The organism is Pseudomonas sp. P8_241, assembly GCF_034008315.1.
Taxonomy (GTDB): domain Bacteria; phylum Pseudomonadota; class Gammaproteobacteria; order Pseudomonadales; family Pseudomonadaceae; genus Aquipseudomonas.
On sequence record NZ_CP125377.1, the window covers coordinates 6,138,966 to 6,154,475 of the forward strand.

Consider the following 15,510-nt stretch of genomic DNA (forward strand, 5'->3'; position numbering starts at 1 on the left):
TTCTTTGTTGATTGAACGTTCAATCAAAACAAAATAGACTGGCCTACAAGCCGATAGACGTTCTACGTCTGCCGGAAGGCCTAAGGAGATGTGCAAGATGCCCAAGGTCGGTATGCAACCCATCCGTCGTCAGCAATTGATCGAAGCCACATTGCAGGCAGTCGATCAGGTCGGAATGGGGGACGCCAGCATTGCGCTGATCGCCCGTTTGGCCGGTGTCTCGAATGGCATCATCAGTCACTACTTTCAGGACAAGAATGGCCTGATCGCCGCCACGATGCGGTATCTGATGACCGCCCTCAGCGAGAGCGTCACCGCGCGCCGTCAGGCGCTGGCAGATGACAGCCCACGGGCGCATCTGCAGGTGATCATCGAAGGCAACTTCGACGCCAGCCAGGTCAATGGCCCGGCAATGAAAACCTGGCTGGCCTTCTGGGCCACCAGCATGCACCAGCCGTCTTTGCACAGGTTGCAGCGGATCAACGATCACCGTCTGTATTCCAACCTGTGCTGCCAGTTCCGCCGCGTGCTGGCGCTCGATGATGCGCGCAGCGCCGCCCGCGGCCTGGCAGCGTTGATCGACGGTTTGTGGTTGCGCGGCGCGCTGTCGGGAGACGCTTTCGACACCGGGCAGGCGCAACAGATCGCTTACGAATACATGGATATCCAATTGGCCAAGCGGGTGAGTTAGAGCACACATAGACGCTCAACCCTGACTCGCGCCAACCACTTAATGCTCTTGCGAGGACTTTATGGCCCGTTTCGAACTGCAAAAACTCTACATCGATGGCGCGTACTCCGACGCCAGCAGCGACGCCACTTTCGAAGCCATCAACCCGGCTAACGGTGAAGTCCTCGCACAGGTCCAGCGTGCGACCAAGGAAGACGTAGAGCGCGCTGTTGTCAGCGCCGAAAAGGGCCAGAAAATCTGGGCGGCGATGACCGCCATGGAGCGCTCGCGCATCCTGCGTCGCGCCGTGGAAATCCTGCGCGAGCGCAACGACGAACTGGCTGCCCTGGAAACCCTGGACACCGGCAAGTCGTACTCCGAAACCCGCTACGTCGACATCGTCACCGGTGCTGACGTGCTGGAATACTACGCAGGCCTGGTACCGGCCATCGAAGGCGAGCAGATTCCGCTGCGCACCACGTCGTTCGTCTACACCCGGCGCGAGCCGCTGGGCGTGGTTGCCGGCATCGGCGCGTGGAACTACCCGATCCAGATCGCCCTGTGGAAATCCGCCCCGGCCCTGGCGGCCGGTAACGCGATGATCTTCAAGCCAAGCGAAGTCACCTCGCTGACCACCCTGAAACTGGCCGAGATCTACACCGAAGCCGGCCTGCCCGACGGCGTTTTCAACGTCCTGACCGGCAGCGGCCGTGAAGTCGGCACCTGGTTGACCGAGCACCCACGCATCGAGAAGATCTCCTTCACCGGCGGCACCGACACCGGCAAGAAAGTCATGGCCAGCGCTTCGGCCTCGTCCCTCAAAGACGTGACCATGGAACTGGGCGGCAAATCCCCGCTGATCATCTGCGACGACGCCGACCTCGATCGCGCCGCCGACACCGCAATGATGGCCAACTTCTACAGCTCCGGCCAGGTCTGCACCAACGGCACTCGCGTGTTCGTACCAGCCCACCTGAAAGCTGCGTTCGAAGCCAAGATCGTTGAGCGTGTTGCGCGCATCCGCGTCGGCAACCCGGAAGACGAAAACACCAACTTCGGCCCGCTGGTCAGCTTCGCCCACATGGAAAGCGTGTTGGGTTACATCGCCAAAGGTAAGGAAGAAGGCGCTCGCGTTCTGTGCGGCGGCGACCGCATGACCGACGGCGAATTCGCCAAAGGCGCGTTCGTGGCACCGACCGTGTTCACCGACTGCACCGACGACATGACCATCGTTCGCGAAGAAATCTTCGGCCCGGTGATGGCGATCCTCACCTACGAAACCGAAGAAGAAGTGATCCGTCGGGCCAACGACACCGACTTCGGCCTGGCCGCCGGTATCGTCACCAAGGACCTGAACCGCGCCCACCGCGTGATTCATCAACTGGAAGCCGGTATCTGCTGGATCAACGCCTGGGGCGAGTCCGACGCGAAGATGCCGGTGGGCGGCTACAAGCAGTCGGGCGTTGGCCGTGAGAACGGGATCAGCTCGCTGAACAACTTCACCCGCATCAAATCGGTACAGGTTGAGCTGGGCGATTACGTCTCGGTGTTCTAAGGCAGCCTCTGCTTCTCCCGGGACCCCGCTATCGCCAGCAAGCCGGCTCCTACAGGTGGCGTCGTGCACAACAGTCACGGCGCCCCGCACTTCTATAGGAGCCGGCTTGCTGGCGATCGAGTGCGCAGCACTCGCCAAGACCTGACCAACTTCAAAGAGGGTGCATTCAATGTCCCAAGAATTCGATTACATCATCATCGGTGCCGGCTCGGCCGGTAACACTCTGGCGACCCGTCTGACTGAAGACGCAGGCGTCACCGTCCTGCTGCTCGAAGCCGGCGGCCCGGACTACCGTTTCGACTTCCGCACGCAAATGCCGGCCGCACTGGCGTTCCCGCTGCAGGGCCGTCGCTACAACTGGGCCTACGAAACCGATGCCGAGCCACACATGGACGGTCGCCGGATGGAATGCGGTCGCGGCAAGGGCCTGGGTGGTTCTTCGCTGATCAACGGCATGTGCTACATCCGCGGCAACGCCATGGACTACGATGGCTGGGCCAAACTGCCAGGTCTGGAAGACTGGACCTACCTCGATTGCCTGCCGTATTTCCGCAAGGCCGAAACCCGTGACATCGGCCCGAACGACTACCACGGTGGCGACGGCCCGGTCAGCGTGACCACGCCGAAGGCAGGCAACAACCCGCTGTTCCACGCCATGGTTGAAGCCGGTGTGCAGGCCGGTTACCCGCGCACCGAAGACCTCAACGGTTACCAGCAAGAAGGCTTCGGCCCGATGGACCGCACCGTGACGCCGAAAGGTCGTCGTGCCTCCACCGCACGCGGTTACCTGGACGTCGCCAAAAAGCGTTCGACCCTGACCATCGTTACCCACGCCCTGACCGACAAGATCCTGTTCGACGGCAAGCGTGCGGTCGGCGTGCGTTACCTGGTCGGCGACGCTGAGGAGCGCGTTGAAGTCAAAGCGCGCAAGGAAGTACTGCTGTGCTCCGGCGCCATCGCTTCGCCGCAGATCCTGCAACGCTCCGGCGTCGGCCCGGCCGAACTGCTGAACAAGCTCGACATTCCGGTGGTTCACGACCTGCCGGGTGTCGGTGAAAACCTGCAGGATCACCTTGAGCTGTACCTGCAATACGCGTGCACCCAACCGGTCTCGCTGTACCCGTCGCTGCTCTGGTACAACCAGCCGGCCATCGGCGCCGAGTGGCTGTTCAACGGCACCGGCATCGGCGCCAGCAACCAGTTCGAAGCCGGCGGTTTCATCCGTACCCGTGAAGAGTTCGAGTGGCCGAACATCCAGTACCACTTCCTGCCGGTCGCCATTAACTACAACGGCAGCAACGGTGTGAAAGAACACGGTTTCCAGGCGCACATGGGCTCCATGCGTTCGCCAAGCCGCGGGCGCATCCAGGCCAAGTCCAAGGACCCGCGCCAGCACCCGAGCATCCTGTTCAACTACATGGCCACCGAGCAGGACTGGCAGGAATTCCGCGACGGCATTCGCCTGACCCGTGAAATCATGCAGCAACCTGCACTGGACGCTTTCCGTGGCCGCGAAATCAGCCCGGGCATCGACGTGCAATCCGATGAGCAGCTGGACAAGTTCATCCGCGAACACGCCGAAACCGCGTTCCACCCGTCCTGCTCGTGCAAGATGGGCACCGACGACATGGCCGTGGTCGATGGCGAAGGTCGCGTGCACGGCATGCAAGCTCTGCGTGTGGTCGATGCCTCGATCATGCCGATCATCACCACCGGCAACCTCAATGCACCGACGATCATGATGGCGGAGAAAATCGCCGACAAGATCCGTGGCCGCAAACCATTGCCGCGCAGCACCGCCACTTATTATGTGGCGGGTGAAGCGCCGGTGAAGGGCAAGCCTTTGCGTGAAGTGACCCAGATCGCGTAAGGCGTTATACCGCGTCACGGCCAATCGCTGGCAAGCCAGCTCCCACAGGTTTTATGTCGGCCGCAAAATTTGCGTCCAACTTGGTCACTGTGGGAGCTGGCTTGCCAGCGATGAGGCCAGACCATTCAGCACACATCGTGCCGTCAGACTCAGCAATCCACCCCTACCCCATTCCAAACTTGATCCTCCCCCCGCGCAAGCCTAATCTAGCGCCACGCAATCGTTTCACCTCTCCCCTCGCTACACCGCTTCACCGTCACTCCATACCAAGGAGGTTCCCGAATGTTCGATTTCCACCCCCAGCTCAAGCAGCGTTTTGCTGCCTTGCGCACGGGCGCTGAATTCTTTTCCCTGCGTTACGTGCGCGAGTCCGGCCAGTACCTGTCGGTACGCAAGAACGTCGCCGAACCACCGAGCCTGAGCCGTGACGAAGGGGCGATGCTGACGGTGCGGGTCAATGGTGTAGAAGCCTATGCCGCAACTAATGACCTGTCGCCACAAGGCCTGCAAGCGGCGCTGGACCGCGCCGAGCAACAAGCTCGACGACTCAAACCCCACGCCCTGCTGGATCTGCGCGCTCAGGCCGTTTCAAGTGATCGCGCCGATTACTTCTCGCCAAATCTCGATCAGCCGTTCCCGTCCCTGAGCGACTGCTATCAACTGCTCGGTGCCGAGTCCGCCGCCGTACCCAAGGATGAACGCCTGGTCAATTGGCAAGTCAGCCTCGGTATCACCCACGTCGAGCAGATCTACCTCAACAGCGCTGGTGCCGAATTGCGCCAGGCCCAACGTTTTGTCTATCCGGGCATGGACGTTACGGCCTACGACGGCAACGACAGCCAGACCCGCAGCCTTGGCCGCGAGAACTTCGGCCAGCAGGGCGGTGCCGATGTCATCAGCCGTTGCGGCCTGATCGGTGCCGGCGCGCAAGTCGCCGATCAGGCGCTGCAATTGCTGTTGGCACCAAACACTCCGCAGGGCCAGCGCGATCTGCTACTGATGCCCGACCAGATGATGTTACAGATCCACGAATCCATCGGTCATCCGCTGGAACTGGACCGCATCCTTGGCGATGAACGCAATTACGCCGGCACCAGTTTCGTCAAAGCCGAAGATTTCGGCAGCCTGCAATACGGCTCGAAATTGCTCAACGTGACCTTCGACCCGGACATCCCCGAACAGCTCGCCAGCTACGGCCATGACGACGAAGGCAGCGCCGCCAGCAAACAATTCCTGATCCGCGAAGGCCGGTTGCTGCGCCCGCTGGGTGGCGCGCTGTCGCAGTTCCGCGCGGGTATGGATGGCGTCGCCAACAGCCGCGCCTGCGGCTGGAACCGTCCGCCGATCGACCGCATGGCCAACCTCAATATCGAGCCAGGCGATCAGCCGCTGGAACAACTGATCGGCAACATCGAGCATGGCATCCTGATGAGCACCAACCGCTCGTGGTCCATCGACGATGCGCGCAACAAATTCCAGTTCGGTTGTGAATGGGGCCAGTTGATCGAAAATGGCGAGCTCAAAGGCGTGGTGAAAAATCCGAATTACCGGGCGATTTCCGCGCAGTTCTGGAAGAGCCTTAGCGCTGTTGGCGATGCGAGCACCTTCAAGGTGCTCGGCACACCGAACTGCGGCAAGGGCGAACCGAATCAGGTGATTCGCGTCGGCCATGCCTCGCCGGCCTGCGTGTTTAGCAACGTTGATGTGTTTGGGGGAGATGCCTGATGAGTCCATCGAAAGCTCAGGCCGAGTCGTTCAAGGCATTGGTCACTGGTTTGCGCGAAGCGCTGAACGAACCAGAGCAGTTCACCCTCAGCTACGCCGCCGAGTCATCGGCCTTCGTGCGCTTCAATCACGCCAAGGTGCGTCAGGCCGGACAGGTGCAGCAAGCGAGCATCGGTCTGAAGCTGATCAACGATGGTCGCCACGCCGACCTGCACATCACCCTGTCGGGCGACGCTGAAGTTGACCTTCAGCGCTTGATGGAAGGTGTGCAACAGCTGCGCGAAACGCTGCCGCTGCTGCCGCAGGACCCGTACCTGCTGCTCAACCATAACGGCTGGCAGAGCGAGAATGTGCAGGAGCATCCGCTGCCGGATACCGAACAGGTGGTCGCCGAGATTGCCAAGGCCGCCGAAGGACTGGACCTGGTCGGCTTTTACGCGGCCGGCCCCATCAGCCGCGGCTTCGCCAGCTCCTCAGGCGCATTCGGCTGGCATCAGGCCAACAGCTTCAATTTCGATTTCAGCCTGTTCCACGCAAACGGTCAGGCGGTGAAAGCCTGCTATGCCGGGCACGACTGGAGCAGCGAAGGATTTGCCAGGCGCTTCCAGCAGGCCCGAGAACAACTGGAGTATTTGGGTCGCCCATTGCGCACGCTGGCACCGGGTCAGTACCGCGCTTACCTTGCGCCGGCCGCGCTGGAAGAAATCATGGGCATGCTGTGCTGGGGCGGTTTTTCGGCGCAGTCGATTGCCAGTAAAAGCAGCCCGCTGCAAAAGCTCTACGGCGGCGACCAGTCGTTCAGCCCGCTGGTTTCGCTGGATGAAAAAGTCAGCGGTTCATTGAGCCCGGCGTTCTCCGAGGAAGGCTATCCACGCAGCGACCTTGAGTTGATTGTCCAGGGCAAGGCCGGCGCGCAACTGGTGGGCTCACGCAGCGCCGCTGAATATGGCCTGAGCGCCAACGGTGCCAGCGGCGGTGAATCGCCGAGCGCGTTGAACATGCAGGCCGGGGCATTGCCAGAGGCAGACATCCTCCAACAACTGGGGACCGGTTTGTACATCAGCAACCTGTGGTACCTGAACTACTCGGATCAACCGGCGGCACGCCTGACCGGCATGACTCGGTTTGCCACGTTCTGGGTCGAGAACGGCGAGATTCAGGCGCCGGTGAGCACCATGCGGTTTGATGACAGTGCCTTCAGCCTGCTGGGTTCGCAGCTGGAAGCGCTGACCGAGGAGCGCGAGTTGCTGCTGTCGGCGAGTACTTACAGTCAGCGGGCAACGGCATCGGCGCTCCTGCCGGGGGCCCTTGTCAGCCGATTGACCTTGACCCTGTAACACCGCAATACCCTGTAGGAGCTGGCTTGCCAGTGATCGCGGTCTTTCTGCCAACAACTATGTTGAATTTGACCGCCTCATCGCCGGCAAGCCAGCTCCTACAGTATCGGTGAAACGCTGATCTTCCCTGACAAGAGGTCCCATGCCCAACCGCCCGCCTCTCGACGCCGTTACCGCCCGCTGGATTCCCTGGGTGGTTGCCATTGCCTTCTTCATGCAGTCCCTCGACGGCACCATCCTCAACACCGCCCTGCCGGCCATGGCCCGGGACCTTGCCGAAGACCCGTTGCGCATGCAGGGCGTGATCATCGCCTACATGCTCACCGTCGCTTTGCTGATTCCCGCCTCTGGCTGGATTGCCGACCGCTTCGGCACCAAGAAAATCTTCTTCAGTGCGATCCTGCTGTTCAGTCTCGGCTCGCTGCTCTGCGCGCTATCGACCAGCCTGTCCCAGTTGATCGGTGCCCGCGTCATTCAGGGACTGGGCGGCGCATTGATGTTGCCGGTCGGGCGACTGGTGGTGCTGCGCGCCTACCCGCGCTCGGAACTGGTGCGGATCATGGGTTTCATCACCATTCCCGGCCTGCTCGGCCCGTTGATCGGCCCGACCATGGGCGGCTGGATGGTGCAGTACCTGACCTGGCACTGGATCTTCCTGATCAACCTGCCGGTGGGGTTGGTCGGCTGCTACGCCGTGTGGAGATTCATCCCGGACCTGCGCGGTTCCGAGCGCACCCGTTTCGATAGTCTGGGCTTCGTGCTGTTTGGCGCGGCGATGATTCTGATCACCATCGCCATGGAAGGCCTGGGCGAACTGCACCTGCCGCACTTGCGAGTGATGTTGCTGCTGTTCGGCGGCATGGCGTGCCTCGCCGCGTACTGGCTGCGCGCCGGGCATATCGAAAACCCATTGTTTGCGCCTTCGCTGTTCAAGACCCGGACCTTTGCCGTGGGCATTCTCGGCAACCTGTTCGCCCGCCTCGGCAGCGGTGCCCTGCCCTTTCTGGTGCCGTTGCTGCTGCAAGTGGCGCTGGGCTATTCACCGTCCCAGGCCGGGATGAGCATGTTGCCGCTGGCCGCTGCGGCGATGGTCGCCAAGTGGGTGGCGCGACCGCTGATCGAACGCCTGGGCTACCGCATCGTGCTCACCGGCAACACCCTGGCGCTGGGGATCATGCTGGCGAGCATGGGACTTGTCAGCGAGCAGACGCCATATTGGCTGCTGTTGTGTCTGCTGGCAGTGCTCGGGGCGATCAACTCCTTGCAGTTCACTGCGATGAACACCGTGACCCTGATCGACCTCGACGACGCCAGCGCCAGCAGCGGCAACAGCCTGCTGTCGGTGGTCGCGCAGTTGTCCCTGAGCCTGGGCGTTGCCTGCGCCGGTGCGCTGCTTGGCGGGTTCACGGCGGAGATTGGAAACGACGGCGTAGAGACGGTTTTGGGTGCATTCCAGCTGACCTTCGTGACCGTCGGAATCATGGCCATGCTGGCCGCGACCATCTTCTCGCAACTCTCAAAGGAAGACGGACGGCGCGTCAAGCGTCCGGAAGAGCACATCGAACCTTAGGGCGAATGGCCACCGGACTGGTACACTGCGCGACATTTTGTTTTGCAGGCCAGTCCCGTGACCACCATCGCCACCGAATTTAATACTTTGCCGCTGTCCGCCGCCATGCTGGCTAACCTCGACTCCCTCGGTTATGCCCAGATGACGCCGATCCAGGCGCAAAGCTTGCCGGTGATCCTCAAGGGGATGGACCTGATCGCCCAGGCCAAGACCGGCAGCGGCAAGACCGCTGCCTTCGGTATCGGCCTGCTGAACCCGATCAACCCGCGCTACTTCGGTTGCCAGGCACTGATCCTGTGCCCGACCCGCGAACTGGCTGATCAGGTCGCCAAGGAAATCCGTCGTCTGGCCCGCGCCGAAGACAACATCAAGGTCCTGACCCTGTGCGGCGGTGTTTCCCTCGGCCCGCAGATCGCTTCGCTGGAGCACGGCGCACACATCATCGTCGGCACCCCGGGTCGTATCCAGCAGCACCTGCGCAAGGGTTCGCTGGTCCTTCATGGCCTGAACACGCTGATCCTCGACGAAGCCGACCGCATGCTCGACATGGGTTTCTACGACTCCATCGAAGAAATCATCATGCAGGCCCCGGAGCGTCGCCAGACCCTGCTGTTCTCTGCCACCTACCCGGTAGGCATCAAGCAGCTTGCGTCAAAGTTCATGCGCAACCCGCAGCAGGTGAAGGCCGAAGCGTTCCACGACGACACGCAGATCGAGCAGCGCTTCTACGAAATCTCCCCGGACGACCGCATGAGCGCCGTGACCAAGGTCCTGGGTCACTTCCGTCCGGCGTCCTGCGTCGCCTTCTGCTACACCAAGCAGCAAGTGCAGGAAACCGTTGATCACCTGTCCTCCAAAGGCATTTCCGCCGTCGGCCTGCACGGCGATCTGGAACAGCGCGACCGCGATCAGGTGCTGGCAATGTTCGCCAACCGCAGTACTTCGGTATTGGTTGCCACCGACGTTGCTGCCCGTGGTCTGGACATCGATTCCCTGGACATGGTGATCAACGTCGAGTTGGCCCGTGATTCGGAAATCCACATCCACCGCGTCGGCCGTACCGGTCGTGCCGGTGAAAAAGGTCTCGCGATCAGCCTGGTCGCACCGTCCGAAGCACAGCGCGCACAAGCCATCGAACTGTTGCAAAAAACCCCATTGACCTGGGATCAGGTAGACAACCTTACCTCCCAGGGCGGTGGTCCGCTGCTGCCGCAGATGAGCACCCTGTGCATCGGCGCTGGCCGCAAGGACAAGGTTCGTCCGGGCGACATTCTGGGCGCCTTGACCGGTGACGCCGGCATTCCGGGCGCTCAGGTCGGCAAGATCGCGATCTTCGACTTCCAGGCTTACGTGGCCGTGGATCGCAGCGTCGCCAAGCAGGCCCTGCAGCGTTTGAACGACGGCAAGATCAAGGGCCGTTCGTTGCGCGTTCGCATCCTCTGATTCACTGTAGGAGCCGGCTTGCTGGCGATGAACGATGACGCGGTCGACCCGATGGACCGCAGCGTTTGCATCGCCGCAAGCCGGCTCCTACTGGTTTTGCGTTGGATTAAAAATTTGTGAGGACACCGTTTTGCGCTCTACCGAAGTCGTGATCATTGGCGCTGGCGCCGCAGGATTGATGTGTGCGCTGACAGCCGCTGGGCGCGGGCGCAAGGTGCTGTTGCTCGACCACGCCAACAAGGCTGGCAAGAAAATCCTGATGTCGGGTGGTGGCCGCTGTAATTTCACCAACATGTACACCGAACCGAACAATTTTCTCTCGCAGAACGCGCACTTCTGCAAATCCGCTCTGGCCCGTTACACCCAGTGGGATTTCATCGGCATGGTCGCTAAGCACGGCGTGCCTTACCACGAGAAAAAACTCGGCCAGTTGTTCTGCGATAACAAGTCCAGCGACATCCTCGAAATGCTTCTGAACGAGTGCGATCAGGTCGGCGTCAGCCTGCACCTGGACACCTCGATCCAGACCATCGAGAAGCTGGAAAAAGGCTATTTGCTGGATACGACGCTTGGTCAAGTGACGTGCGAATCCCTGGTGATCGCCACTGGCGGTCTGTCTATCCCGACCCTGGGCGCAACCGGTTTCGGTTATCAAGTGGCCAGGCAATTTGGTCACGAGCTGCTGCCGACCCGTGCCGGTCTGGTGCCGTTCACCATCACCGATCAGCTCAAGGAATTGTGCACCGAGCTGTCTGGCACGTCGGTGGATTGCCTGGTGAGCTGTAACGACCAGAGCTTCCGCGAAAATATCCTGTTCACTCACCGAGGCCTCAGCGGCCCGGCGATTCTGCAGATTTCTTCGTTCTGGGAATCCGGCGATACGGTCGAGATCAACCTGATGCCGGACCACGACGTGCCGAGCTGGTTACAACAGCAGCAGGCCGAACGCCCCAACAGCGAGCTGAAAACCCTGCTCGGTGAAATCTTCACCAAGAAGATGGCCAACCTGTTGGCGGACAACTGGTTCGTTTCCAAACCGATGAAGCAATACACCCACGCGGAAATGGCCGCCATCGCGGAAAAACTGGCAAGCTGGAAAGTCGTGCCGGCGGGCACTGAAGGCTACCGCACAGCCGAGGTGACTCTGGGTGGCGTAAACACCAATGAAGTCTCCTCCAAGACCATGGAATCGCTGAAAAGCCCTGGTTTGTACTTCATCGGCGAAGTGCTCGATGTGACCGGGCATTTGGGCGGGTTCAATTTCCAGTGGGCCTGGGCCTCGGGTTACGCGGCGGCGCAATACGCCTGACACCCAAAGCCCTGTAGGAGCTGGCTTGCCAGCGATGCGGACAACACGGTCTGCCAGACAGACCGCTTGATCATTCATCGCCAACAAGCCGGCTCCTACAAATGCCGTGTGTCACAGGGAAGGAACAAATTTTGCTGTCAGATGTGATCGGCGCCATTGCGTCGGCGTCATTAGTGGCTCAATTTAGCGTCATTGCCTCGGAAGGCCTTCGCACTTCATGTCATCGACTTCGCTCCGTCAGTCTCTGCGGCGCCTGTGGGCGCTGGATAAATTCAGCTACAGCGTGCGGGTGTTCATCGCCCTGACCGGCACCATGGCGCTGTGCTGGTATCAGGATGAAATGGGGCTATTGATCCCGTTGTTCCTGGGGATTATCGCCAGCGCCCTCGCCGAGACCGACGACAGTTGGCAGGGCCGCCTCAACGCGTTGGCGGTAACCCTGGTGTGTTTCGCCGTTGCCGCCCTGTCCGTCGAACTTCTGTTCCCCTATCCCTACCTCTTCATCATCGCTTTCGCCCTCGCCGCGTTCTGCCTGACCATGCTCGGTGCCTTGGGCGAACGCTATGGCGCGATTGCCTCGGCGACGCTGATTCTGTCGGTCTACACCATGATCGGCGTGGACCAGCGTGGCGGTGCGGTCACCGATTTCTGGCACGAGCCGGTGCTATTGGTGGCCGGCGCCGCGTGGTATGGCCTGCTGTCGGTGCTGTGGCAGGCGCTGTTTTCCAATCAACCGGTACAGCAGAGCCTGGCGCGATTGTTTCGGGAGCTGGGTTTTTACCTGAAGCTGAAATCGTCGTTGTTCGAGCCGATCCGGCAGATGGACGTGCAAGCACGACGTCTGGAACTGGCCCAGCAGAATGGCCGTGTTGTCGCCGCACTGAACGCCGCCAAGGAAATCATTCTGCACCGGGTCGGCAATGGTCGGCCGGGCTCGAAAGTCAGCCGCTACCTCAAACTCTATTTCCTCGCCCAGGACATCCACGAGCGGGCCAGTTCCTCGCACTATCCTTACAACGCCTTGGCCGAAGCGTTTTTTCACAGCGACGTGCTGTTCCGCTGTCAGCGCCTGCTGCGCCAGCAGGGCAAGGCTTGCCGGGCCCTGGCTGAGTCGATCCAGATGCGCCAGCCGTTCATCTACGACGCCAGCTTCGCCGAAGCGTTGAGCGATCTGGATGCCTCCCTCGAACACCTGCGCATCCAGAGCAACCCGGCCTGGCGTGGTTTGCTACGCTCGTTGCGGGCACTGACAGCGAACCTTGGCACCCTCGACCGTTTGCTCAGCGACGCCAGCAACCCCGATGCCCTGGCCGATGCCACCGACAGCAGCCTGCTCGACCGCTCACCCCGCAACCTCAAGGATGTATGGCTGCGTTTGCGCACGCAGCTGACGCCGACTTCGCTGCTGTTCCGTCATGCCCTGCGATTGCCCCTGGCCTTGAGCATCGGCTACGCCATGGTGCACTTGATCCACCCGTCCCAGGGTTACTGGATCATTCTCACCACGCTTTTTGTCTGCCAGCCGAACTACGGCGCGACCCGGCGCAAACTGGGTCAGCGAATCATCGGCACCGCCATCGGCCTGACTCTGGCCTGGGCGCTATTCGACCTGTTTCCCAACCCGCTGATCCAGTCGTGCTTTGCTATCGCCGCCGGGATCGTCTTCTTTACCAACCGCACCACCCGTTACACCTTGGCGACAGCGGCGATTACGTTGATGGTGCTGTTCTGCTTCAATCAGGTTGGCGATGGTTACGGTCTGTTCCTGCCGCGGCTGTTCGACACCTTGCTCGGCAGTCTGATCGCCGGGCTGGCGGTGTTCCTGTTCCTGCCGGACTGGCAGGGTCGACGCCTGAACAAAGTGCTGGCCAACACCCTGACCTGCAACAGCATTTACCTGCGCCAGATCATGCAGCAATACGCCGCCGGCAAAAGTGACGACCTGGCCTATCGCCTGGCGCGCCGCAACGCGCACAACGCCGATGCGGCGCTGTCGACCACCTTGGCCAATATGCTGATGGAGCCAGGGCATTTCCGTAAGGAGGCGGACGTGGGCTTTCGTTTCCTGGTGCTGTCGCACACGCTGCTCAGTTACCTGTCAGGCCTGGGCGCTCACCGCGAAACCCCGCTGCCGGCGGACGTGCGCGAGCACTTGATCGAAGGCGCCGGCGTGAAGCTGGCCGCCAGTATCGACGAGATCGCGCAGGGCCTGGCGAGCAAATCCGCGATTGCGATTCAGAGCGATGAAGAGGAAGCGCTGGCCAACGAGCTGGAACAAATGCCCGATGAAATCGATGAAGGCCAGCGATTGGTGCAGACTCAACTGGCGTTGATCTGCCGGCAGCTTGGGCCGCTGCGGACATTGGCGGCGCACCTGATCAAGGACACCAGTGAGGATTGAGATTTTCGCTGTCCGGACCGACGCAATCGCTGCCAAGCCAGCTCCCACAGGGTTATCTGGTGGTCACACGTTTTGCGTTCACCTTCGCCCACTGTGGGAGCGGGCCTGCCCGCGATGAGGCCGGCAATTCTGGATCCGCCTACTCACATCCCATGCTGCCTCATCAATTTGGCATAACTTCCATCCGCCTTCATTGCCGCTATCTCCCGGTCAAAACCGGCGACGATCTGCTGGTGCCTGGGGTTCTTCAGGCTGACCAGGATGTGCAGGCTGTTCTCGCTCAACGGCTTGGGGAGGAACTCCACGGCATTGCGTACTTTGGGTGATTCGCGCGCCAGGTAATAACGCGCGACGTACTCGTCTTCAAGGGTCAGCTTGACCCGGTCGGCAGCCAGCATGCGCACTGCCATGGCAAAGCTGTGCACCGGAACTTTCTGCATCGATTCGTCTTCATCGAACGCCGGCGAATAAGCATAACCGCGCACGACAGCGATCAGGTAAGTGTGCATCTGCTGCAAATCGTTGTATTCAATCGGCGCGTCTTTGCGTTTGATAAAGCGCACGCGGTTGAGCAAGTACTCGCCGGAAAACTGGCCAATCTTCCTGCGCTCATCGTTGTACCAGGCGTTGACCAGCACATCGTAGCGCCCGTCACCCAATCCCATCAGCGCCCTTGCCCAAGGCACCTGTTCAAACTCACTGGCATAACCGGCCCTGGCCAATGCCGTGCTGACGATATCCGTGGCCAGGCCACCATTGACGAGCGTGGCATCGGTAAAGGGCGGCCAGGCATCAGCGATCAGGCGCAACCTTTCTGCTGCCGCACTTTGAACCAGCAACAATCCAATCAAGGCAACGGCTCGATGCAATCGCGGCATGCCAGAAAATCCTTAGTGGGCGGTTTACCCGTCTTGTTTTCAGCCAAAACCCCAAGGCCCGTTCCGGCATGCCCCGGGTACTCATCTTTAGCTCATCGAACCACTGCAAAGCCCTTCATTGCAGATTACACAAAGAAGTCTGCGCTGCGACAATTGAATGATGGCATTTTGGCCTTTATCACAGATTCCTCCGCCATAAAGACTTCTGCCGCCAGTGCGCTTAGTATCGGAACGACGTTTTCAGGGAGTAAAAAAATGACAGTCGATTGGATCTGCAAACATCACAGCGATCTGGGAAAGGAACAGCTGTATGCCATTTTGCAGCTGCGCGCCGAGGTGTTCGTCGTCGAGCAGCAGTGCGCTTATCAGGACGTGGATGGCCAGGACCTGGAAGGTGACACGTGCCACCTGATGGCTTGGGACGGCAATCAACTGGTGGCCTATCTGCGCTTGCTTGACCCTGAGCTGCAAGGCGGGGACGTCGTGATCGGCCGGGTGATCATCGCCCCGCACGCACGCGGCGCCGGGCTTGGACATACGTTGATGGACCAGGCGTTGAAGCAGATTGAAGAACGCTGGCCGCAGACACCAATCTACCTTTCGGCCCAGACGCATTTGCAGGGGTATTACGGGCGGTACGGATTTGTTGTGGCCGGTGAGGAGTTTGACGAGGACGGTATTCCACATATTGGAATGCGTCGTTCCTGACGGCCCCATCGCTGGCAAGCCAGCTCTCACAGGGTACCGATTGG

At 60.8% G+C, this 15,510-nt stretch carries 11 protein-coding genes; 10 read left to right on the top strand and 1 reads right to left on the bottom strand.

Annotation, left to right across the window (positions count from 1 at the left end; genetic code table 11):
- Window positions 1-97 precede the first annotated feature (97 nt).
- The 9 genes from betI to yccS all read left to right on the top strand — a co-directional run bounded on the left by betI (window position 98) and on the right by yccS (window position 13,880).
- Complete coding sequence (gene betI, locus QMK58_RS27635; RefSeq protein ID WP_053163127.1) at window positions 98-691, top strand: transcriptional regulator BetI; 594 nt, start codon at window positions 98-100, stop codon at window positions 689-691.
- 61 nt (window positions 692-752) lie between these two features.
- Window positions 753-2,225 (top strand): betaine-aldehyde dehydrogenase, encoded by a 1,473-nt coding sequence (betB, locus tag QMK58_RS27640; protein ID WP_053163129.1) that lies wholly within the window; start codon window positions 753-755, stop codon window positions 2,223-2,225.
- Window positions 2,226-2,394: 169 nt separating this feature from the next.
- The gene (gene betA, locus QMK58_RS27645; RefSeq protein ID WP_053163131.1) at window positions 2,395-4,095 is read left to right on the top strand and encodes a choline dehydrogenase; all 1,701 of its coding nucleotides are present in this window, start codon (window positions 2,395-2,397) and stop codon (window positions 4,093-4,095) included.
- A 282-nt stretch (window positions 4,096-4,377) separates the two neighbouring features.
- Complete coding sequence (locus QMK58_RS27650; RefSeq protein ID WP_053163133.1) at window positions 4,378-5,820, top strand: TldD/PmbA family protein; 1,443 nt, start codon at window positions 4,378-4,380, stop codon at window positions 5,818-5,820.
- Complete coding sequence (locus QMK58_RS27655; protein ID WP_053163135.1) at window positions 5,820-7,157, top strand: TldD/PmbA family protein; 1,338 nt, start codon at window positions 5,820-5,822, stop codon at window positions 7,155-7,157. Before QMK58_RS27650 ends, QMK58_RS27655 begins: the two co-directional genes overlap by 1 nt.
- Window positions 7,158-7,299: 142 nt before the next feature.
- Window positions 7,300-8,727: a multidrug transporter subunit MdtD gene (mdtD, locus tag QMK58_RS27660; RefSeq protein ID WP_053163137.1), complete on the top strand. Its 1,428-nt coding sequence runs from the start codon at window positions 7,300-7,302 to the stop codon at window positions 8,725-8,727.
- Window positions 8,728-8,832: 105 nt separating this feature from the next.
- Complete coding sequence (gene dbpA, locus QMK58_RS27665; protein ID WP_256220785.1) at window positions 8,833-10,170, top strand: ATP-dependent RNA helicase DbpA; 1,338 nt, start codon at window positions 8,833-8,835, stop codon at window positions 10,168-10,170.
- A gap of 130 nt (window positions 10,171-10,300) precedes the next feature.
- On the top strand, window positions 10,301-11,479 hold the full coding sequence (locus tag QMK58_RS27670) for an NAD(P)/FAD-dependent oxidoreductase (protein WP_053163141.1): 1,179 nt from the start codon (window positions 10,301-10,303) through the stop codon (window positions 11,477-11,479).
- Window positions 11,480-11,696: 217 nt separating this feature from the next.
- Window positions 11,697-13,880, top strand: a complete 2,184-nt coding sequence (gene yccS, locus QMK58_RS27675) for a YccS family putative transporter (protein ID WP_053163143.1) — start codon at window positions 11,697-11,699, stop codon at window positions 13,878-13,880.
- Window positions 13,881-14,023: 143 nt separating this feature from the next.
- Here yccS and QMK58_RS27680 read toward each other — a convergent pair whose 3' ends face one another.
- Entirely contained in the window at window positions 14,024-14,758 is a 735-nt protein-coding gene (locus tag QMK58_RS27680) for a substrate-binding periplasmic protein (RefSeq protein ID WP_320395674.1), read from the bottom strand.
- A 255-nt stretch (window positions 14,759-15,013) separates the two neighbouring features.
- On the opposite strand from QMK58_RS27680, the gene QMK58_RS27685 reads away from it, so the two are divergent.
- Complete coding sequence (locus tag QMK58_RS27685; protein WP_053163148.1) at window positions 15,014-15,466, top strand: GNAT family N-acetyltransferase; 453 nt, start codon at window positions 15,014-15,016, stop codon at window positions 15,464-15,466.
- The last annotated feature ends 44 nt before the right edge of the window (window positions 15,467-15,510 follow it).

Excerpts from the sequence above, each read along its gene's own strand:
- betI (WP_053163127.1), top strand. The coding sequence starts at position 98 with ATGCCCAAGGTCGGTATGCAACCCATCCGTCGTCAGCAATTGATCGAA.
- betB (WP_053163129.1), top strand. The coding sequence starts at position 753 with ATGGCCCGTTTCGAACTGCAAAAACTCTACATCGATGGCGCGTACTCC.
- betA (WP_053163131.1), top strand. The coding sequence starts at position 2,395 with ATGTCCCAAGAATTCGATTACATCATCATCGGTGCCGGCTCGGCCGGT.
- QMK58_RS27650 (WP_053163133.1), top strand. The coding sequence starts at position 4,378 with ATGTTCGATTTCCACCCCCAGCTCAAGCAGCGTTTTGCTGCCTTGCGC.
- QMK58_RS27655 (WP_053163135.1), top strand. The coding sequence starts at position 5,820 with ATGAGTCCATCGAAAGCTCAGGCCGAGTCGTTCAAGGCATTGGTCACT.
- mdtD (WP_053163137.1), top strand. The coding sequence starts at position 7,300 with ATGCCCAACCGCCCGCCTCTCGACGCCGTTACCGCCCGCTGGATTCCC.
- dbpA (WP_256220785.1), top strand. The coding sequence starts at position 8,833 with ATGCTGGCTAACCTCGACTCCCTCGGTTATGCCCAGATGACGCCGATC.
- yccS (WP_053163143.1), top strand. The coding sequence starts at position 11,697 with ATGTCATCGACTTCGCTCCGTCAGTCTCTGCGGCGCCTGTGGGCGCTG.
- QMK58_RS27680 (WP_320395674.1), bottom strand. The coding sequence starts at position 14,758 with ATGCCGCGATTGCATCGAGCCGTTGCCTTGATTGGATTGTTGCTGGTT.
- QMK58_RS27685 (WP_053163148.1), top strand. The coding sequence starts at position 15,014 with ATGACAGTCGATTGGATCTGCAAACATCACAGCGATCTGGGAAAGGAA.